The sequence below is a fragment of the Streptomyces sp. NBC_00440 genome, from assembly GCF_036014215.1.
Classification (GTDB): Bacteria; Actinomycetota; Actinomycetes; order Streptomycetales; family Streptomycetaceae; genus Streptomyces.
The window spans coordinates 5,229,574-5,247,114 of the sequence record NZ_CP107921.1 but is presented as its reverse complement, the minus strand read 5'-3'; the positions used below and the strand labels follow the sequence as shown (position 1 = coordinate 5,247,114).

At 71.2% G+C, this 17,541-nt stretch carries 17 protein-coding genes; 9 read left to right on the top strand and 8 right to left on the bottom strand.

Annotated elements, in window-relative coordinates; translation table 11 throughout:
- The first annotated feature begins 14 nt into the window (after window positions 1–14).
- Complete coding sequence (locus OHB13_RS23765) at window positions 15–1,049, top strand: helix-turn-helix transcriptional regulator (RefSeq protein ID WP_328378427.1); 1,035 nt, start codon at window positions 15–17, stop codon at window positions 1,047–1,049.
- Window positions 1,050–1,146: 97 nt separating this feature from the next.
- Here the strand turns inward: OHB13_RS23765 and OHB13_RS23760 are convergent, their stop codons facing one another.
- Entirely contained in the window at window positions 1,147–1,761 is a 615-nt protein-coding gene (locus OHB13_RS23760; RefSeq protein ID WP_328378426.1) for a TetR/AcrR family transcriptional regulator, read from the bottom strand.
- 135 nt (window positions 1,762–1,896) lie between these two features.
- On the opposite strand from OHB13_RS23760, the gene OHB13_RS23755 reads away from it, so the two are divergent.
- From OHB13_RS23755 to OHB13_RS23745, 3 genes are all read left to right on the top strand, one after another.
- Window positions 1,897–3,396 carry an APC family permease gene (locus OHB13_RS23755; protein ID WP_328380377.1) on the top strand — a complete coding sequence of 500 codons (1,500 nt, stop codon included), beginning with the start codon at window positions 1,897–1,899 and terminating at the stop codon, window positions 3,394–3,396.
- Window positions 3,397–3,403: 7 nt separating this feature from the next.
- Window positions 3,404–4,285: a carbon-nitrogen hydrolase family protein gene (locus tag OHB13_RS23750; protein WP_328378425.1), complete on the top strand. Its 882-nt coding sequence runs from the start codon at window positions 3,404–3,406 to the stop codon at window positions 4,283–4,285.
- 178 nt (window positions 4,286–4,463) lie between these two features.
- Window positions 4,464–7,679: a tetratricopeptide repeat protein gene (locus OHB13_RS23745; RefSeq protein ID WP_328378424.1), complete on the top strand. Its 3,216-nt coding sequence runs from the start codon at window positions 4,464–4,466 to the stop codon at window positions 7,677–7,679.
- 108 nt (window positions 7,680–7,787) lie between these two features.
- Here the strand turns inward: OHB13_RS23745 and OHB13_RS23740 are convergent, their stop codons facing one another.
- Window positions 7,788–8,024, bottom strand: a complete 237-nt coding sequence (locus OHB13_RS23740) for a hypothetical protein (protein WP_328378423.1) — start codon at window positions 8,022–8,024, stop codon at window positions 7,788–7,790.
- Between the two features lie 2 nt (window positions 8,025–8,026).
- On the bottom strand, window positions 8,027–8,908 hold the full coding sequence (gene mca, locus OHB13_RS23735; RefSeq protein WP_328378422.1) for a mycothiol conjugate amidase Mca: 882 nt from the start codon (window positions 8,906–8,908) through the stop codon (window positions 8,027–8,029).
- A 97-nt stretch (window positions 8,909–9,005) separates the two neighbouring features.
- Between mca and OHB13_RS23730 the strand changes: the two genes are divergently transcribed.
- Window positions 9,006–9,410, top strand: coding sequence for a DUF4307 domain-containing protein (locus tag OHB13_RS23730; protein ID WP_266853763.1), 405 nt, complete (start codon window positions 9,006–9,008; stop codon window positions 9,408–9,410).
- A 236-nt stretch (window positions 9,411–9,646) separates the two neighbouring features.
- Window positions 9,647–10,144 (top strand): transcription elongation factor GreA, encoded by a 498-nt coding sequence (greA, locus tag OHB13_RS23725; RefSeq protein ID WP_266853765.1) that lies wholly within the window; start codon window positions 9,647–9,649, stop codon window positions 10,142–10,144.
- 131 nt (window positions 10,145–10,275) lie between these two features.
- Here the strand turns inward: greA and OHB13_RS23720 are convergent, their stop codons facing one another.
- The 4 genes from OHB13_RS23720 to ilvA form a co-directional block, all read right to left on the bottom strand.
- Window positions 10,276–11,130, bottom strand: a complete 855-nt coding sequence (locus tag OHB13_RS23720) for an ABC transporter permease (protein ID WP_266853767.1) — start codon at window positions 11,128–11,130, stop codon at window positions 10,276–10,278.
- The gene (locus tag OHB13_RS23715; RefSeq protein ID WP_328378421.1) at window positions 11,127–12,188 is read right to left on the bottom strand and encodes an ATP-binding cassette domain-containing protein; all 1,062 of its coding nucleotides are present in this window, start codon (window positions 12,186–12,188) and stop codon (window positions 11,127–11,129) included. The genes OHB13_RS23720 and OHB13_RS23715 overlap by 4 nt, the downstream gene beginning before the upstream one ends.
- A gap of 230 nt (window positions 12,189–12,418) precedes the next feature.
- Window positions 12,419–13,276, bottom strand: coding sequence for an alkaline phosphatase family protein (locus OHB13_RS23710; protein WP_328378420.1), 858 nt, complete (start codon window positions 13,274–13,276; stop codon window positions 12,419–12,421).
- 212 nt (window positions 13,277–13,488) lie between these two features.
- Complete coding sequence (ilvA, locus tag OHB13_RS23705; protein WP_266853773.1) at window positions 13,489–14,718, bottom strand: threonine ammonia-lyase; 1,230 nt, start codon at window positions 14,716–14,718, stop codon at window positions 13,489–13,491.
- A 168-nt stretch (window positions 14,719–14,886) separates the two neighbouring features.
- Here ilvA and OHB13_RS23700 point away from each other — a divergent pair, with 168 nt between their 5' ends.
- The 3 genes from OHB13_RS23700 to OHB13_RS23690 are packed head-to-tail and all read left to right on the top strand — an operon-like array spanning window position 14,887 to window position 16,215.
- Complete coding sequence (locus OHB13_RS23700) at window positions 14,887–15,390, top strand: MarR family winged helix-turn-helix transcriptional regulator (protein ID WP_266853774.1); 504 nt, start codon at window positions 14,887–14,889, stop codon at window positions 15,388–15,390.
- Window positions 15,391–15,433: 43 nt separating this feature from the next.
- Window positions 15,434–15,967 carry a sigma factor-like helix-turn-helix DNA-binding protein gene (locus OHB13_RS23695; RefSeq protein WP_328378419.1) on the top strand — a complete coding sequence of 178 codons (534 nt, stop codon included), beginning with the start codon at window positions 15,434–15,436 and terminating at the stop codon, window positions 15,965–15,967.
- Window positions 15,964–16,215: a hypothetical protein gene (locus tag OHB13_RS23690; RefSeq protein WP_266853777.1), complete on the top strand. Its 252-nt coding sequence runs from the start codon at window positions 15,964–15,966 to the stop codon at window positions 16,213–16,215. Before OHB13_RS23695 ends, OHB13_RS23690 begins: the two co-directional genes overlap by 4 nt.
- A gap of 118 nt (window positions 16,216–16,333) precedes the next feature.
- Here OHB13_RS23690 and OHB13_RS23685 read toward each other — a convergent pair whose 3' ends face one another.
- On the bottom strand, window positions 16,334–17,491 hold the full coding sequence (locus OHB13_RS23685; protein WP_266853779.1) for a cystathionine gamma-synthase: 1,158 nt from the start codon (window positions 17,489–17,491) through the stop codon (window positions 16,334–16,336).
- Window positions 17,492–17,541: the final 50 nt, after the last annotated feature.

The following is a 17,541-nucleotide window of genomic DNA, read 5'->3' as shown; positions in this document are numbered from 1 at the left end:
GTATCGTCCGGCCGGTGAGTTCCCCGGTTGCCCAGCGCGAGACCGTGCGTGACATCGAGGCGATCTGCCGTCTCGACCTCGGCTCCCGGGAGCTGCGACGCCGGATCGCCGAGCGGCTGACGCGGCTCGTCCCGGCCGACTCCTACTGTTTCGGCACGATCGACCCCGCAACGTTGCTGATCACCGACGACGTGAGTGCCGGGCTCACGCCGGCCGCGGCCGCATCCGCCGCGCACAACGAGTACCTGGTGGACGACGTACTGAAGTTCGCGGCGCTCGCCCGTTCCGAGATGCCCGCAGGCACGCTCGGTGCGGCCACCGGCGGTGACCCGGAGTCCAGCCACCGGTACCGGGCCGTGCTCCCGATGATCGACGCGCGGCACGAGCTGCGGGCGAGCTTCGTGGTGGACCGCCGGTGCTGGGGCGCCATCGCCCTGTTCGGCGGCGGTGGGCGGCCCGACTTCACCCCGGCCGACGTCGACGTGCTGCGGCGGCTGTCCGCCCCGGTGGCTGCGGCCCTGCGCCGGGCCGTCCACCGGGCACCCGCCGACGCCGCTCCCGGCCCGGCCGAGGCAGGTGTGCTCCTGCTCGATCAGGACTTGCGGCTGCTCTCGGAGAATCCGGCCGCGAAACTCTGGCGGGACGAACTGGCCTCGTCCGGTTCGGAGCTGCCCATCGCGGTCCTGGAGGTCGCCGCGCGAGGGAGAGGCGCGGCGCTGCCGGCCTACGGGCGGATCCGTGGCCGGTCGGGCCGGTGGCTCTCGGTCCACGCCTCGCCGATGAGCGGTGGCCCGTACCCGGCGCCCGTCGCCGTGACGGTGCACCCGGCGCCGGCCGCCGACGTGGCCGAGGTGCTGCTGCTCGCGTACGGGCTCACGCCGCGCGAGCGGGACGTCCTGGCCCGGGTCGTCGCCGGCCTGCCCTCGCGGGCCATCGCCATGGAACTGCATATCACCACAGCCACCGTGCAGGACCACCTGAAGAGCGTCTTCGCGAAGGCCGGTGTCCGCAGCCGCCGCGAACTGGTGGCGACCATCCTGGACCTGTGAGCGAACGGTTTCCACGGTTCGGCTTGCCACGGCCCAACTCGCCTGAATCCTCCCCGTCACCGCGGACCTGGGAACCATCTGGCCGGTTGGTCAGTACTCAGCGCTCAGTGCCGCCGGCCAGGTCGTGGCCGGTGACGGCCCGTGCGTGGGCGTGCAGGGCGGTGATCACTTCGGCGCGGGTGCGGCGGCCGGCGAGAACCTCCATCTGATAGCCGTCCTCCATGGCGACGAAGTTGGCGGCGACAAGGCGGGGCGGGTCCTGGAGGGCGAAGTGGCCCTGGGCCTGGCCCAGCACCAGGATGCCTGCGTAGACAGAGATCTGACGTTCGGTCAGTGCACTGTCCAGGGCCGCGGCCCTGGCATCCCGCAGGCAGCGCGGCCAGTACTCGTAGAGCAGCCGGGTCAGAGCGTCGTCGGGGCCGCTGGCGACGCCGTTGTCGATGCAGGAGCGGAGCTTCTCGCGGGCGTCCGTGAAGCGGTCGGCGGCCTGCTCGCGCTCCTGGCTGTACCGCTCGATGGCCCGCTGATAGGTCTCGTGAACCAGGGCGTCCAGATCGCCGTAGTAGAGCACCGCGGCGGGTGTGACGCCGGCTTCCTCGGCGATGTCGCGCAGGCGCAGACCGTCCAGCCCGCGCGTCAGCAAGGCGCGCTGCACCGCTGCGCCCAGCTCGGCACGGCGGGCTTCCTTCCCGCCGCCCTTCTTCGCCGCCATGGTGTCCCCTTTCCCCGGTCCTGATCTCTCGCCGAGTTTAACAAACATCGACGCAGGCCTTGACGGTTCTGGCACAGCGCTCTTAAATCCAAATTTAACAACAGCCGTGCCCGTGTCAGGAGCGCCACCGTGACGATGAACCCGACCGACACCGCCGAAGCAACCGGCAGCCCGCCCCCTTCCACCGGTAAAGGGCTGCGATCGGGCTCGGTCGGCCTGCTCGCGGCCGTCGCCCTCGGTCTGTCCTCGGTGGCCCCGGCGTACAGCATCGCCGTCACACTCGGCCTGGTCACCCTGGTCGTCGGACACCTCGCCCCGGCCGCACTGCTGCTCGGCTTCGTGCCGATCCTGCTCACCGCCTTCGCCTTCCGCGAACTCAACCGGCAGATGCCGGACTGCGGAACCACCTTCGTGTGGACCACCCGCGCCTTCGGCCCCCTGACCGGCTGGCTCACCGGCGGCTGGGTGGTACAGATCGCCACCCTGATCGCGATGACGGCACTGTCCCAGGTCGGCGCCACCTACCTGCTCCAGGCGCTCGGCCTGCACGCGCTGGAGCAGAGCACCACCGCCGTGACCGCCACGGCCGTCCTGCTGCTGGCGGCCCTCACCGCTGTGGCCCGCAGGGGCCTGCAGATCGCCGCCCCGCTCCAGTACGTCCTGCTGGGACTGCAGCTCACCGCCCTGTTCGGGTTCGGCGCCGCCGCCCTCCTGCGGCATCACGCCGCCACCCCGTCCCTGGCCTGGCTCGACCCCCTGGCCTTCGGGGGCTTCGGACCCTGCGCCCAGGCGGTGCTGCTGTGCCTGTTCATCTACTGGGGATGGGACGCGCTGATCACCGTCAACGAGGAGACCAGCGACAGCGACCGCGTCCCCGGGCGGGCTGTGCTCGTCTCCACCTTCGTCCTGCTGGGCACCTACCTGTTCACCGCCTTCGCCGCGATCAGCTTCGCCGGCACCGCCCGCACCGGCAACGGACTGGGCAACCCCGCCAACGCCACCGACATCCTGGCCACCCTCGCCCCCTCCGTGCTCGGCACGGCCCTGACCAAGGCGGTCCAGCTCGCCGTCTGCCTCTCCGCCCTCTCCGCCCTGCTCACCAGCCTCATCAGCAGCTCCCGGGCCACCTTGTCCATGGCCTCGCACGGCGCCCTGCCCGCCCCGTTCGCCCGTATCCACCCGCGCCATCGCACACCCGCCTTCGGAACCGTCTTCTTCGGCGCCACCACCGCGGCCCTGCTGGTCATGCTCCAGCTGCTCTCGGCGAGGTTCCTGGGCGATGCCATCCTCTCCGTCGGCCTGCTGATCGCCGGCTACTACGGCACCACGGCGCTGGCGTGCGTCTGGCACTTCCGCAAGCAGTTGCGCGACTCGCCGCGCGACCTGTTGATGAAGGGTCTCTTTCCGCTGCTGGGCGCCGTGATGATGCTGGCGGCCTTCGCCCGGAGCGCCCACGACATGTACGCGCCCACCTACGGCAGTACCTCCTTCCACGGCGTGGGCGGGGTCTTCCTGCTCGGAGCAGGCTCCATCGCCCTGGGCGTGGCGGCCGTACTGATCGCCCGTTCCCGCTTCCCCCGCTTCTTCCGCGATGGCCGCACCGCCGTCGCCCGGCTCACCATCACCGAGGACTGACAACCCCATGCGCACACTCGCCGTCGCCGCACTCCAGACCGTCCCCGTTCCCCACGACCTCGAAGCCACCTGGCTCCGTTTCGCCGATCAGGTCCGCGCCACCCGTGACCTGTTCCCCCACGTCCAGCTGGTCACCGTTCCCGAACTGCACCTCGCCGCCGAAGGACCGCTGCTGGGGCCGGCGCCCGACGACTGGATGGAACAGGCCGCCGTCACCATCCCCGGCCCACTCACCGACCGGCTCCGCGCCCTCGCGGTGGAGACCGGGCTGTGGCTCGTCCCCGGCAGCGTCTTCGAACGCGCCGAGGACGGCCGTATCCACAACACCGCGCTCGCGGTCTCTCCCCAGGGCGAGATCGCAGCCCGCTACCGCAAGGTCTTCCCCTGGCAGCCGTACGAGAAGGCGGCCCCCGGGACGGGTTTCACCGTCTTCGACATCCCCGGGGTCGGCCGGGTGGGTCTGGCCATCTGCTACGACGGCTCCTTTCCCGAGACCGTGCGCCAACTCGCCTGGATGGGCGCCGAGATCGTCATCCAGCCCACGCTGACCACCACCCGGGACCGTGAGATGGAACTCGTCTGCGCACGCGCCAACGCCTGGACGAACCAGCTGTACGTCCTCAACGTGAACGCCGCCGACCCGGCCGGCGTCGGCACCAGCGCGTTGGTCGACCCGGAGGGCATCGTCCGCCAGCAGGCCGGGAGCGGTGAGGAGATCCTCGTCGACGTCCTGGACCTGGACACGGTCACCCGGGTGCGCCGTTACGGTTCCGCCGGGCTCAACCGCCCCTGGGCCCAGCTCGCCCGGTACGGATCGGCCATCGAACTTCCCATGTACGGCGGCACGTTCCACACTCCGCCCTGGCTGAACGACGAGAGCGCACAGTAGCCGCCCGGTACACCGCTCGTGCCGTCCGGATGTGGCCGGGTTCCTGTCACTGGGTCGCCACTTCGGACCCGTGCGGAACCGGTGCCGTTTCCCGGTACACGGCCCGGTTCCCTCGCGTTCGGGCGCCCCGCGCAGGACACTTGCATTCCGAACGGAGTATCCCGGAGGGGGAATGCATATGCGGGACGGCCATCGGGCGGAAGCAGAGCGGCTGTTGGCGCGCGCCGTGGAGGAAGAGGTGCGGCGGGCGGGCGGCCGGGCCGATGCGGGGACGCTGCTGGCGCGCGGGCGCGGTGCGCTCGATTCGCTGGCCGGGAGCGCCGCCGACGAGTACGCCGCGTACACCCGCGCACTCGACGCGGCGGAGGCCGAACAGCATCCGCTCTCCGCGCACTTCAACCGCGCGTCCCTCGCAACACCCGCACTGGTCACCGTGGTTGCCGCCATCGCCGCGTGCGGTGCGGACCTCGCCCTCGGCACCGGCGGCGGGACCGCGGTCGGGTCGGGCGTGGTCGTCGCCGTGGCCGGGGCCGCCGCCACCGTCGCCAGGGTGACCGCCGCGCACTGGCCCGCGGCCCACCGCAGAGCCGGGGCCCAGGGGCAGCCCGGCGGGACCGAGCAGCTGCGGCTCCAGTGGCTGACCGCGCTGGAGGTACGCGGCATCCGCCCGTACCTGGACCAGCAGCGGATGCTCGCGGTGCCCCAGAACCAGAAGAAGGCCAAGAGCACCGTGCCGCCGCAGTTGCGCGGCACCGACAAGAGCGCGGCGGCGCGCAGGCGGTCCACGCTCGACCAGTCGTTCAGCCATCTGCCCGAGGCGGACGGGCCGTTCGCGGGACGCCGGGCCGAGCTGGCGCAGATCGCCCAGTGGGTGCACGCCGCCCGCGCCTCCACCGAGACCCGGCCGACGGTCGTGGTGCTGCACGGTGCCCCCGGCTCGGGGCGCACCACGCTCGCCGTCCGCGCTGCGCACCAGCTCAAGGACCAGTTCCGCGGGGCCTGCGTGGTCGATCTGCGCGGCGCGACCCGCGACGAGGCCCTCCTGTCGACCAGGGACGCGCTGCTCCATCTGCTGAACCGGCTCGGTGCCCCGCGCGAGCAGCTGCTCTTCCGGGAACGCTCGTCGCCGGAACAGCAGTTGAAGCGGCTGAGCGAGTTGTACCACCAGCATCTGACCGAGCTGGCCGTCACCGTCGTACTGGACGACGCGTCGGACCCGGCGCAGGTGCGCGCCCTGGTGCCGGAGCGCTCGGACAGCCTGGTCCTGGTGACGTCGGGCGCCCCGCTCGAACTGCCCGGCGACATCCGGGCCTGGGTGCACCAGCTGCCGGTGGAGGCGCTGGACGCGGCGGGTGCGGAGGAGCTGCTGCGGGAGACCGCGGAGGAGCCGGAGAGCCCGTACGACGCCGAATCGACCGATCGGGTCACGGAGTTGTGCGGCGGACTGCCGCTGGCGCTGCGGGTCGCGGGCTCCTCGCTCGGCCGCCGCTCCACGCGTGAACTCGCCGCGCACCTCGGTACGTACCGGCAGCTCGACCCGGTGGAGCGGGCGCTCGCGCTGCGCTACAGCGACCAGCCCGATGAGGGGCGGCGGCTGCTGCGCCGGCTCGCGCTGGCCGGGCGCGCCAGCCTGGGCGCGGCCGCAGCGGCGGCGCTGCTGGGCGCCGACGACCAGGAGGCGCGGCGGCTGCTGACCCTGCTGTCCCGGGCCGGCCTGATCGACCACGTACGCGGCAGCCGCTACCGGCTGCACGACACGGTGCGCACCTTCGCGCAGGCCCGGCTGGAGGACGAGGAGCAGCCGCAGGAGCGCACGGCCGCGCAGGAGCGGCTGATCCAGAGCTACGCCGAGCTCGCGGACGCGGTGATCCGGCTGGTGGACGGCAAACTCTCCACCCGGGCGGGCCAGTTCGGGCCGCACGGCTTCGCCTCGCTGGACGCGGCGCTGCGCTGGCTGGACGAGGAGTCGAGCTTCATCACCTCCGCGCTGCGCCAGGCGGAGGGCGTCGACCAGGACGTGGTGCTGCATCTGCTGGGCGCCCTCTGCGACTACTGCCTGCTGCGCGGCGACCTCTACCGGCTGGGTGAGATCAGCGAGCTGACGCAGGCCGTCGGGAAGGGGCTGCTCGCCAGGTCGGTGCAGTGGCGTACGGGGATCGCGGCCCGCCAGCTCGGCGAGCTGGACAAGGCCCGCACGACCCTGACCTCGGTCGTCGACCTCTACCACGAGGCGCAGCACGGCGCGGGCGAGGCGCTGGCACTCTGCTCGCTCGGCATCACCCTGCACCACCAGGGGAATCTGACGGAGGCGGCGGCGCGGCTGCGGGAGGCGATCGCACTCCAGGCGGCGCCGGAGCTGGCCGCGGACCGCGCCTGGTCGCTGCACGCGCTGGCGGCGGTGGAGCGCGACCTGGGGAATCTGACGGAGGCACTGACACTGCTCTCGACGGCGCTCACCCTGCACCAGGAGAGCGACTCGCTGCACGGCGAGGCATGGACGCACTTCCAGCTGGGCCAGCTCTGCCTGCGCCTGGGCGAGGTGGTCCGGGCGGACGAGGAGCTGCGGACGGCGCTCGACGCGTACGGGCAGACCAGGGACGGCCGGGGCGAAGCCTGGGCGATGACCCAGCTGGCCCGGGCCAGGCTGGTCGAAGGTGACGCGTCGGTCGCGGTGGACCAGCTGCGCCAGGCGCTCTCCCGCCACCGGGACAACGAGGACGCCCGGGGCGAGGCCTGGACGCTCTACTACCTGGGCCAGGCCCTGGAGGAGCGCGGCGCCCGCGACCAGGCGGTACGGGAGCTGGAGCGGGCCCGGACGATGTTCTCGCGGATGCGCGACGGGTACGGGCTGGCCTGCGCCCGACACCACTCGGGGCGGGTCACCCGCGACCAGCGCGCGGCGCAGACGGGCAACCTCCGCAACAGCGGTTTCGCCCGCCAGCTGCTGGTCGACGCGCGCACCGACTTCCACCGGATCGGGGTGGCGCACGGCGAGGCGTGGACCTGTCTGGAGCTGGCCCTGATCGACGCGGGCAACGACCGCGCGGCCCAGGCGCTCCAGCTCTGCGACGAGGCGGCGGCGCTCTTCGCGACGTACGACGACGGGCGGGGCGGCGACTGGGCCCGTTTCCTGCGCTGCACGCTGCTGCCGTACGCGTCGCCCGGCGGCTCGGAGGTGGGCACCGCGGTGGCGGCGGAGGAGCTGTCCCGGCTGATCCGGGCGGAACACCCGGCCCGCGACCCCGGTCTCGCCGAATGCGCGGAGGCGTACGCCCTGATCCTGGAGCGCGGGGTGTCACTGGACGACGGCTGGCAGGCCTGGCTGCTCGGCATGGTGCCGGGCCGGAACGCCCGCGAGATCATGGGCGTACCGGTGCCGGTGGCACGGCCGTAGGCAGCGCGGCGCCACCGGACGGCGGCAGCCCGCTGGTGCGTACGGCCCGAGCCGTACGCACCAGCGGCCGTGCGCCCGCTCCGGGGCCGGGACGCGGCCCCGGAGGCGTCAGCCCTGCTTGCTCTCGGACCCGGACTGCCGGGCGGCGGGCTCCGGCTTCTGCTGCGGCTCCGGGGCCTCCTTGAAGGCCACCCGGCCCATGTGCCGGCTCATCGACTTCATCAGCAGCCACACCCCCACGGCCAGGGCCGCGAAGACGAGGAAGCCGAGAAGCCCGGGAGTCACCTTGTTGTCGTCGACCTCGGCCAGAGGGACGAGGTGCGTCAATGCCTGGCTAGCGCTCATAACTAGGCATTGTCGCGGATGCCCGCAAAGAGGTCGTCCTCGGGGAGGGATGTCGGCACGAGAGACTTCGCGAGCTCGTACTCCTCGGTCGGCCAGACCTCCTGCTGGATCTCCATCGGGACGTGGAACCAGCCGCCGTCGGGGTCGATCTGCGTGGCGTGCGCGATGAGCGCCTTGTCCCGGATCTCGAAGAAGTCCGCGCAGGGAACGTGCGTGGTCAGGGTGCGTTCGGCGCGCTCGAACGTCTTCCAGCGCTCCAGCCACTCCGCGTACGGCGACTCCAGGCCGCGCGCCAGCAGCGCCTCGTGCAGCGCCACGGTGCGCGGCTTGTTGAAGCCCTGGTTGTAGTAGAGCTTCTGCGGCTGGAAGGCCGGACCGAACTCGGCCTCGGGGTACCTCTCGGTGTCCGCCGCCGCATCGAACGCCACCATCGAGACCTGGTGGGTCATGATGTGGTCGGGGTGCGGGTATCCGCCGTTCTCGTCGTACGTGGTGATGACCTGCGGCCGGAATTCCCGGATCAGCCGCACCAGCCGTCCCGCGGCCACATCGACGTCCTCCAGTGCGAAGCAGCCCTCGGGCAGCGGAGGCAGCGGGTCGCCCTCGGGCAGGCCCGAGTCGACGAAGCCCAGCCAGGCCTGGTCGACCCCGAGGATCTCGCGCGCCTCGTCCATCTCCTTCTTGCGGACTTCGTGAATGTTCTCCTCGATGTAGGCGTCACCCTGGAGTTTGGGATTGAGGATGGAGCCGCGCTCGCCTCCGGTGCAGGTCACGACCAGCACGTCCACCCCCTCGGACACGTACTTGGCCATGGTCGCCGCACCCTTGCTCGACTCGTCGTCGGGGTGGGCGTGGACGGCCATCAGGCGAAGCTGCTCAGTCAAGACAGGATCCTCAGTGATTCGTCGCAATCGGCGGCTTCTATAGTGACCGACTGAGGGGACGGAAAATTCCGGGATCCCCTGCACTGGAGGAACGATCATGACGGCGGTTGGCGAACAGCTTCCCGAGGGCCGCTACGGCCGCTCCGCGGACCAGCGCGCGGACCGCAAGCTGAAGATCATCGGCGCGGTGCTCGGCGCCGTGGTGATCGGAGTCGTCGGCTGGTTCGGTTACCAGTCCGTCGGCGGCAAGTCCGTCAGCGGCGAGGTCATCGCCTGGGACATCGCGTCGGACCACGCGGTCGACGTCCATCTGGAGGTCCGCAAGGACGCCGGACTCCACGGGACCTGCACCCTGCGCCTGCGGGCCACCGACGGTGACGAGGTCGGCCGCAAGGACGCCAGGTTCGACGAGAAGAAGACCCGGATCGACCAGGTCGTCACCGTACGGACCACGTCCAGGGCCACCAGCGTCGAGCTCGTCGGCTGCCAGACCACCACCTGACCCGCCCGGCGGGTGCCTGCCTGCCGGACCAGCTCCTGCCCGGCCCGGCAGCCGGACGCGGCGCCCGCGGAGACGGCGCGGCACGCGGTTCCGGATCCGCCGGTGCACCTTCCTGACGCTTCGGTCCTCCCCCTTCGGCTCTTGAATTGTTAGGCTCGTGGTTTCGCCCGCCCCTGGAGGCACATCCTTCTGGGTAGGGCGATGCTTTGTATTTCCGGTACCTACGAGGAGCACCAGTGACCCAGACCAGCGAAAACGTCACCTGGCTGACCCAGGAGGCGTACAACCAGCTGAAGGCTGAGCTGGAGTATCTGTCGGGTCCCGCACGCTCGGAGATCGTCACCAAGATCGCGGCCGCCCGCGAGGAGGGTGACCTGCGCGAGAACGGCGGGTACCACGCGGCCAAGGAGGAGCAGGGCAAGCAGGAGCTGCGCGTACGCCAGCTGACCCAGCTGCTCGAACACGCGAAGGTCGGCGAGGCCCCCGCGGCCTCCGGCGAAGCGGCTCCCGGCATGGTCGTGACCATCGCCTTCGACGGCGACGAGGACGACACGATGACGTTCCTGCTCGCCTCCCGCGAGTACGCGAGCTCGGACTTCGAGACGTACTCCCCCCAGTCCCCACTGGGCACTGGTGTGATCGGCAAGAAGGTCGGCGAGAACGCCGACTACGAACTGCCGAACGGCAAGACGGCCACGGTGAAGATCCTCAAGGCCGAGCCGTTCCAGGGCTGACCCCGACCCGGACACACAGCACCGCATGAGCCCCCGGCCGCGCACCGCGGCCGGGGGCTCAGAGGTTGTGGGCTCAGAGGTTGTGGGCTCAGAGGTTGTGAGATCAGAGACTGTGGGCGGCCTGCCCGGTGTCAGGCCGCTGCCGAGCGGTACTTGCGGACCGCCAGGGTGCGGAAGATCGCGAAGATGACCAGCGACCAGATCAGCGAGGCCCAGACCGGGTGCTGCATGGGCCAGGCGTCCGACGTCGACACACCCGGGTTGCCGAAGAGGACGCGGCAGGCCTGGACGGTCGCGCTGAAGGGGTTCCACTCGGCGATCGGCTGCAGCCAGCCCGGCATCATGGACGTCGACACGAACGCGTTCGAGACAAAGGTCACCGGGAAGAGCCAGACGAGCCCGCCCGATGTGGCCGCTTCCGGTGTGCGGACCGAGAGGCCGATCAGCGCACCGATCCAGGAGAAGGCGTACCCGAGCAGCAGCAGCAGTCCGAAGCCGCCGAGCACCTTCCCGATGTTCTCGTGGGTGCGCCAGCCGACGAGCAGCGCCACGATCGCCAGCACCACCAGGGTGAGCGCCGTCTGGACCAGGTCGGCGATCGTACGTCCGGTGAGCACCGCGCCCCGGGCCATCGGCAGCGAGCGGAACCGGTCGATCAGGCCCTTGTGCATGTCGTCGGCGATACCGGCGCCCGCACCGGCCGTGGCGAACGTCACGGTCTGGGCGAAGATGCCCGCCATCAGGAAGTTGCGGTAACCCACAGCGCTGGTCGAGCCGTTGACGACCAGGGACCCGCCGAAGACGTAACTGAAGAGCACCACGAACATGATCGGCTGGACCAGGCCGAAGACCACGATCTCGGGGATGCGGGTCATCCTGATCAGATTGCGTTTGGCGATGACCAGGGAGTCGTTGACCGACTGGATGATCCCGCCGCGCGGCCGCGGGGCGAGCGGCTTGGGTGCGGCCTCCGTGACGGCGCTCATTCGCCGGCCTCCTCGGTGCTCGTGGTTGCGCTGCTGGTGGTTGCGGTGCCTGTTGTTGCGGTGCCTGTGGTCGCGGTGCCTGTGGGGGTGCCGCCACCGGCGTCGGGGTCGGCCTCCGCCTCGGCCACATGGCCGGTGAGTGAGAGGAACACGTCGTCGAGCGTGGGGCGGCGCAGCCCGATGTCGTCGATCTCCACGCCTCGCCCGTCCAGGTCCCTGATGACCTCGGCGAGCAGCTTGGCGCCGCCCGTCACCGGGACGGTCAGTTTCCGGGTGTGTTCCGCGACGGCGACCTCGCCCTTGCCCAGAGCGGCCAGCACCTCGCGGGCGGGGCCGATCTGGCCGGGCTGGTGGACGACGACCTCGACGCGCTCGCCACCCGTGCGGGCCTTGAGCTGGTCCGACGTACCGCGGGCGATGACCTTTCCGTGGTCGATGACGCAGATGTCATGGGCCAGGTGGTCGGCCTCTTCGAGGTACTGGGTGGTGAGCAGCAGCGTCGTACCCCCTGCCACCAGGTCCTGGATCACCTCCCAGAGCTGCTGACGGTTCCGGGGGTCGAGCCCGGTGGTCGGCTCGTCCATGAACATCACGGGCGGCGACACGACGAGGGCGGCGGCGAGGTCGAGCCGCCTGCGCATCCCGCCTGAGTACGTCTTGGCGGGGCGGTCGGCCGCGTCGGCGAGGTGGAAGCGGTCGAGCAGCTCGACCGCACGCCGCTTCGCGTCGCGTGCGGACATCTGGTAGAGCTGCCCGACCATCTGCAGGTTCTCCCGGCCGGTGAGGTACTCGTCGACCGCGGCGAACTGCCCGGACAGACCGATCGACCTGCGTACCTCCGTCGGGTGCGTGAGCACGTCGATCCCGGCCACGACCGCCCGCCCGGTGTCGGGCTGCAGCAGGGTCGTCAGGACCCGGACGGCCGTCGTCTTGCCGGCGCCGTTGGGCCCGAGCAGGCCGAGGACCGTGCCTTCCGGCACATCGAGATCCACGCCGTCCAGTGCTCGTACGTCGCCGAAGGTCTTCACCAGACCCTCGGCATAGATGGCGCCAGGCATGTGCGCTCCCCCATGTTGCATTTTTGGGTACTTTTACGGACACATCGTAGATTTGCCTCAGCCACACCGCCCCCCGGCGAGTGACGCAGGCCACACACTAACGCGATGTATCGCGTCTTCGCAGGGGGTTCCGCGAATCGGTGTCCGGGGCCCCGCATGACCACGGGCCGGCGGAGTCGCTCCGCCGGCCCGTGGTCATGCGTCGTACGCAGTCGCGATCAGGTGATGTCTCACGAGGTCCAGACGCCGCTGATGTCGGACGCCGAGGCCGACTTGCCGGCGTGCGGCAGGCCGTACATGTCCTCGACGCTGTGCAGCAGGTCGTAATGGCTGTACCGGGCCGACGAGCTGCTGCCTGCGGTGACCGGCTGGCCGTAGAGGACCGTCGGGATGTTGTTGCTGGTGGTGCCCTCGTCCTCGTCGGTGGTGATGGCCAGCACGCTGTTGTGGGTCTTGGCCCAGGTCGCGTACGCGCCGAGGTTGTTCCGCAACCAGGTGTCGCCCTGTTTCACGGTGCCGTCGTGCATGTCGTTCTGCAGGTTCGGGATGACGAACGACACCTGCGGCAGCTTCGTGAAGTCGGACGGGAACTGGGCGAACGTGTCGGCGGTCGAGGCCGGCACGTTGCTGAAGCCGAACCACGGGTTGTGCTTCTGCGCGTACGAGCCGCTTTTGCAGGTGGTGCTCCCCTGCGCCGGCAGTGACTCGTTGTAGCTGCCCCAGCTCCTGCCCGCGGCGATGAGTTCGGAGCCGAGGTTGTGCGCCGCGCTGAAGCCGGGGGTGACACAGGAGTCGTCGGTGATGCCCTGGGTGTCGCCCGAGAAGAGCGCGTAGTAGTTCGGCTGGCTCGGGTGGGTCTCGGCGTGCATGTTCGTCAGGTTCGCCCCACCGGCCACCAGAGAGTTGATGTATGGGGCGTCCGGGCTGCCGATGATCTGGTCGTACCCGTGGTTCTCCAGCACCACCACGATGACGTGGTCGGGAGTGGGAACGCCGGCGGCCTGCGCCGGGGTGGCTCCGGCCCAGGCGGCAGCGATGCCCACGGCGGATGCCAGGGCGACGAGGGTGCGGCGGGTGGTACGGAGCATGGTTCCAGGCACAGCGGTCCTCCGATGAGTGGGGGAAGTACGCGTGGTGCGGAGCCTCGCAAGAGTAGGAACCCGGCTGTCCCGTGGTCTGTCGTTGGACGGTGAACGTTCAGGGAACATTCTGGCCCCATGGTGACCACCCGGCCAGGCGTCGCCGCCCTCATGTGCCACCAGGCCTCATCCGCCACGCCTCACGCCCCAAGTCCCACACCTCACCCGATGGCGGTGTACCCCGCGTCCCGCAGCGCGGCGCTGACCTCCGTGCAGTGCTCGGGGCCCTTCGTCTCCACATGCAGCTCCACCTCGACCTCGGTCAGGCCGAGCCGCGGATCCGTCCGCACATGGCTCACATCGAGCACGTTGGCGTCGGCCGCCGAGAGCACGCGCAGCAGGGTCGCGAGCGCACCCGGGCGGTCGGTCAGCCGGAGCCGCAGCGACAGGAAGCGGCCCGCGGCCGCCATCCCGTGCGTGAGGATGCGCTGCATCAGCAACGGGTCCACATTGCCGCCCGACAGCACCGCGACCACCGGCCCCTCGAACGCCCCGGGGTCGCTCAGCAAGGCGGCGACCGGGCTGGCGCCGGCCGGCTCCACGACCATCTTGGCCCGCTCCAGGCAGAGCAGCAGCGCGCTGGACAGCTCGTCCTCGGAGACCGTGCGGACCTCGTCCACCAGCTCCCGGATGATCCCGAACGGCACGTCTCCGGGGCGGCCCACCTTGATGCCGTCGGCCATCGTCGCCTGCGCCTCGACCGACACCGGGCGCCCCTCGGCGAGCGAGGGCGGGTACGCGGCGGCGTTCGCCGCCTGCACACCGACCACCTTCACATCGGGCCGCAGCGCCTTCACCGCGACCGCGATGCCCGCGGCAAGACCCCCGCCGCCGATCCCGACGACGATCGTCCGCACCTCGGGGCACTGCTCCAGGATCTCCAGGCCCACCGTGCCCTGCCCGGCGATGATGTCGGCGTGGTCGAAGGGGTGGATGAAGACGGCGCCCGTCTCCTGCGCGTACTCCTGGGCGGCGGCGAGCGTCTCGTCGACGACCTGCCCCTGCAGCCGGACCTCGGCGCCGTACTCACGGGTCGCGGCGACCTTCGGCAGCGGGGCGCCCATCGGCATGAAGACCGTGGAGCGCACCCCCAGAAGGGACGAGGCGAGGGCGACGCCCTGCGCGTGGTTGCCCGCGCTGGCCGCGACGACCCCGGCGGCGCGCTCCTCGGGAGTCAGCCCGGCGATCCGGACATAGGCGCCGCGCAGCTTGAACGAACCGGTCCGCTGGAGGTTCTCGCACTTGAAGCGGACCGGTGACCCGACGAGACGCGAGAGATGTCTGCTGCCCTCGACAGGCGTCATCCGTGACACTCCGGAGAGCATCTTCTGCGCTCCGAGGACGTCGTCAAGGATCAGCGGCGGCAGGGGGTGTGACGTACCGAAGCTCATGGCGCCAAGTCTCGCAGCTCGGCGCCGTCCTGGCCGCCGGAGCCGACGGACAGGCAACGGCTGGACCGTCATGTTCACAACGGTTGAAGCAGCGCAGGTACGGGCCCGCTCCGGGCCGCGTACTCTGTCCCCCACTGTCCGCCCACCGTACGAAGAGAGCCCCCGGCCATGCCCCTTTCTCAGGACATGACTTCTGATATCGACCCCGGCTTCCTCGATGCCCTCCAGCACCAGGTGGCCCTCTTCGCCCGCCGCGCCGAGCAGACCCGGATGGGAGGCGTCGGCCAGGCGCGCAACTCGATGGACCGCGCGGCCTATCTGCTGCTCAACCGGCTGGACCGGGAGGGCCCGATGGGAGTGAAGGCCCTGGCCGCGAGCATGGGCATCGACTCCTCGACGGTGACCAGGCAGGTCGCCCCGCTCGTCGACACCGGGCTGGTCAAGCGCACCTCGCACCCCGAGGACGGGCGTGCGGTCGTCCTGCAGCTCTCCCCGCGCGGCCAGACCCGCCTGGAAGAGGTGCGCTCCTCACGGCGCGAGCTGATGGTCCAGGTCACCGAGGGCTGGACGCAGGAGGAGCGCGAAACCTTCTGCGCCCTGTTGACCCGCTTCAACTCGTCGCTCCCCACCCGTACGGCAGGCACCCAGGAGCCGGGCGCGCCGACCTCTTGACCGGGTGCCGCGGCCTGCTCTCAGATGAGAGCAGGGAGGCACTGTGCGGGAGCGGACAGCAGCACGGGAACGCCGCCGCGACGAGGAGTTCGAATCGTTCGTCGCGGGTGCGGCCGGACGGCTCCTCCATGCGGCCGTACTGCTGACGGCCGAGCCCACCGGAGACTCCCCACGGGCGCAGCGGCTGCTGCTGGCGGCGCTCTCCCGTACGTACGCGCACTGGGACCGGCTGCGCGGCGACGATCCGTACGAACACACCCGTCAGGAGCTGGCGGCCCACTTCGCCCACAGCGCCTGGCGCCACCACCGGCCGCAGCTGCCGGGCCGGCCGGGACGGACGGCAGGCGCAGGCCGTCCCTCGAACCCGGCGGGCGGCGGCGTACTGGGGCGGCTGACCCCGCAGGAGCGCCTCATCGTGGTGCTGCGGCTGTACGAGGGGATCCCCGAGGAGCAGGTCGCGGCGGCGGTCGGCCTGCCGGCGGAGCGGGTCCGTGCGATCTGCGGCCATGCGACGGCGACCCTGCGCAGCACCCCGCCGGAGGCCGCGCCCCGGCGGCCCGAGGTGGCGACGCCGTGAGCCTGCCGGACCGCAAGGAGGAGATGGTCCGCCGGATGCTGAAGGGCCCGCATCCGCCGGTCCCCGCCGACCTGGCGGTCCGTGCGGCGGAGCGCGGCACCCGGATACGGCGTCGCCGCACGGCGGGCCGGAGAGCGGCGTGGCTGCTGCTGGCGGCGGTGCTCGTGGGATTCGTGGTGTGGGCGACCCTGACCCAGCCGTGGGCGCCGCCCCCGGCCCGGATCACACCGCCGGTGGAGGGCTACTGAGCGGCGACGGATGACTGCGAGCCCGTCCGCAGCCATCCGCCGCCCCGACCGGACGGGCCTCAGCCCGGTTCTCGGCCCAGCCGTCAGCCCAGTTCCCGGTCCAGTTCCGGCCCGGCCGTCAGCCCAGCGCCTGCTGCAGATCCGCGAGCAGGTCGTCGGCCGACTCGATGCCCACCGAGAGCCGCACCAGATCCCCCGGAACCTCCAGCGCCGAACCGGCCACCGACGCGTGCGTCATCCGCCCCGGGTGCTCGATCAGCGACTCCACCCCACCGAGCGACTCACCCAGCGTGAACAGCTTCGCCCGGTCGCAGACCGCGACCGCCGCCTCCTCGCCGCCCCGGACCCGGAAGGAGACCATCCCGCCGAACGACCGCATCTGCTTGGCCGCGATCTCGTGGCCGGGGTGGTCGGGCAGCCCCGGGTAGAGGATGCTGCTGACCTTCGGGTGCCGGGTCAGCATCTCCGCGATCCGCGTGGCGTTCTCGCTGTGCCGGTCCATCCGTACGGCCAGCGTCTTGATCCCGCGCAGCACCAGCCAGGCGTCGAACGGCCCGCAGACCGCGCCCATCGCGTTCTGGTGGTACGCCAACTCCTCACCGAGGTCGTCGGAGTTGACGACCAGCGCACCGCCGACCACGTCCGAGTGGCCGCCCATGTACTTGGTCATCGAGTGCACGACGACGTCCGCGCCGAGCGCGAGCGGCTGCTGGAGGTAGGGGCTGGCGAAGGTGTTGTCGACGACGAGCTTCACGCCCGCCGTGCGCGCCACGTCGGCCACCGCCGCGATGTCCGTGATCCCGAGGAGCGGGTTGGAGGGGGTCTCCACCCAGATCACCTTGGTACGGGGCGTCATGGCGGCCCGCACCGATGCCGGGTCCGTGGTGTCCGCGACCGACCACTCGACGCCCCACCGGGACACGACCTTCGCGAACAGCCGGAAGGTGCCGCCGTACGCGTCGTTCGGGATGACCACGTGGTCCCCGGGCGTCAGCAGCGTACGGAGCAGGCAGTCCTCGGCGGCGAGGCCGGAGGCGAAGGCGAGCCCGCGCCGGCCGCCCTCCAGGGCCGCCAGGTTCTCCTCAAGGGCGGTACGGGTCGGGTTGCCGCTGCGGCTGTACTCGTAGCCGCCGCGCAGCCCGCCCACGCCGTCCTGCTTGTACGTGGAGACCTGGTAGATGGGGGGCACGACCGCGCCCGTGAGGGGGTCAGCGGTGTTGCCCGCATGAATCGCGAGGGTCTCGAAACTCTGGTGCACGCTGTGCTCGTCGCTCATGGGAACCGAGCGTAGTGGTCAGATGTCGGTCGTGTCTGGTTCGCTTGACT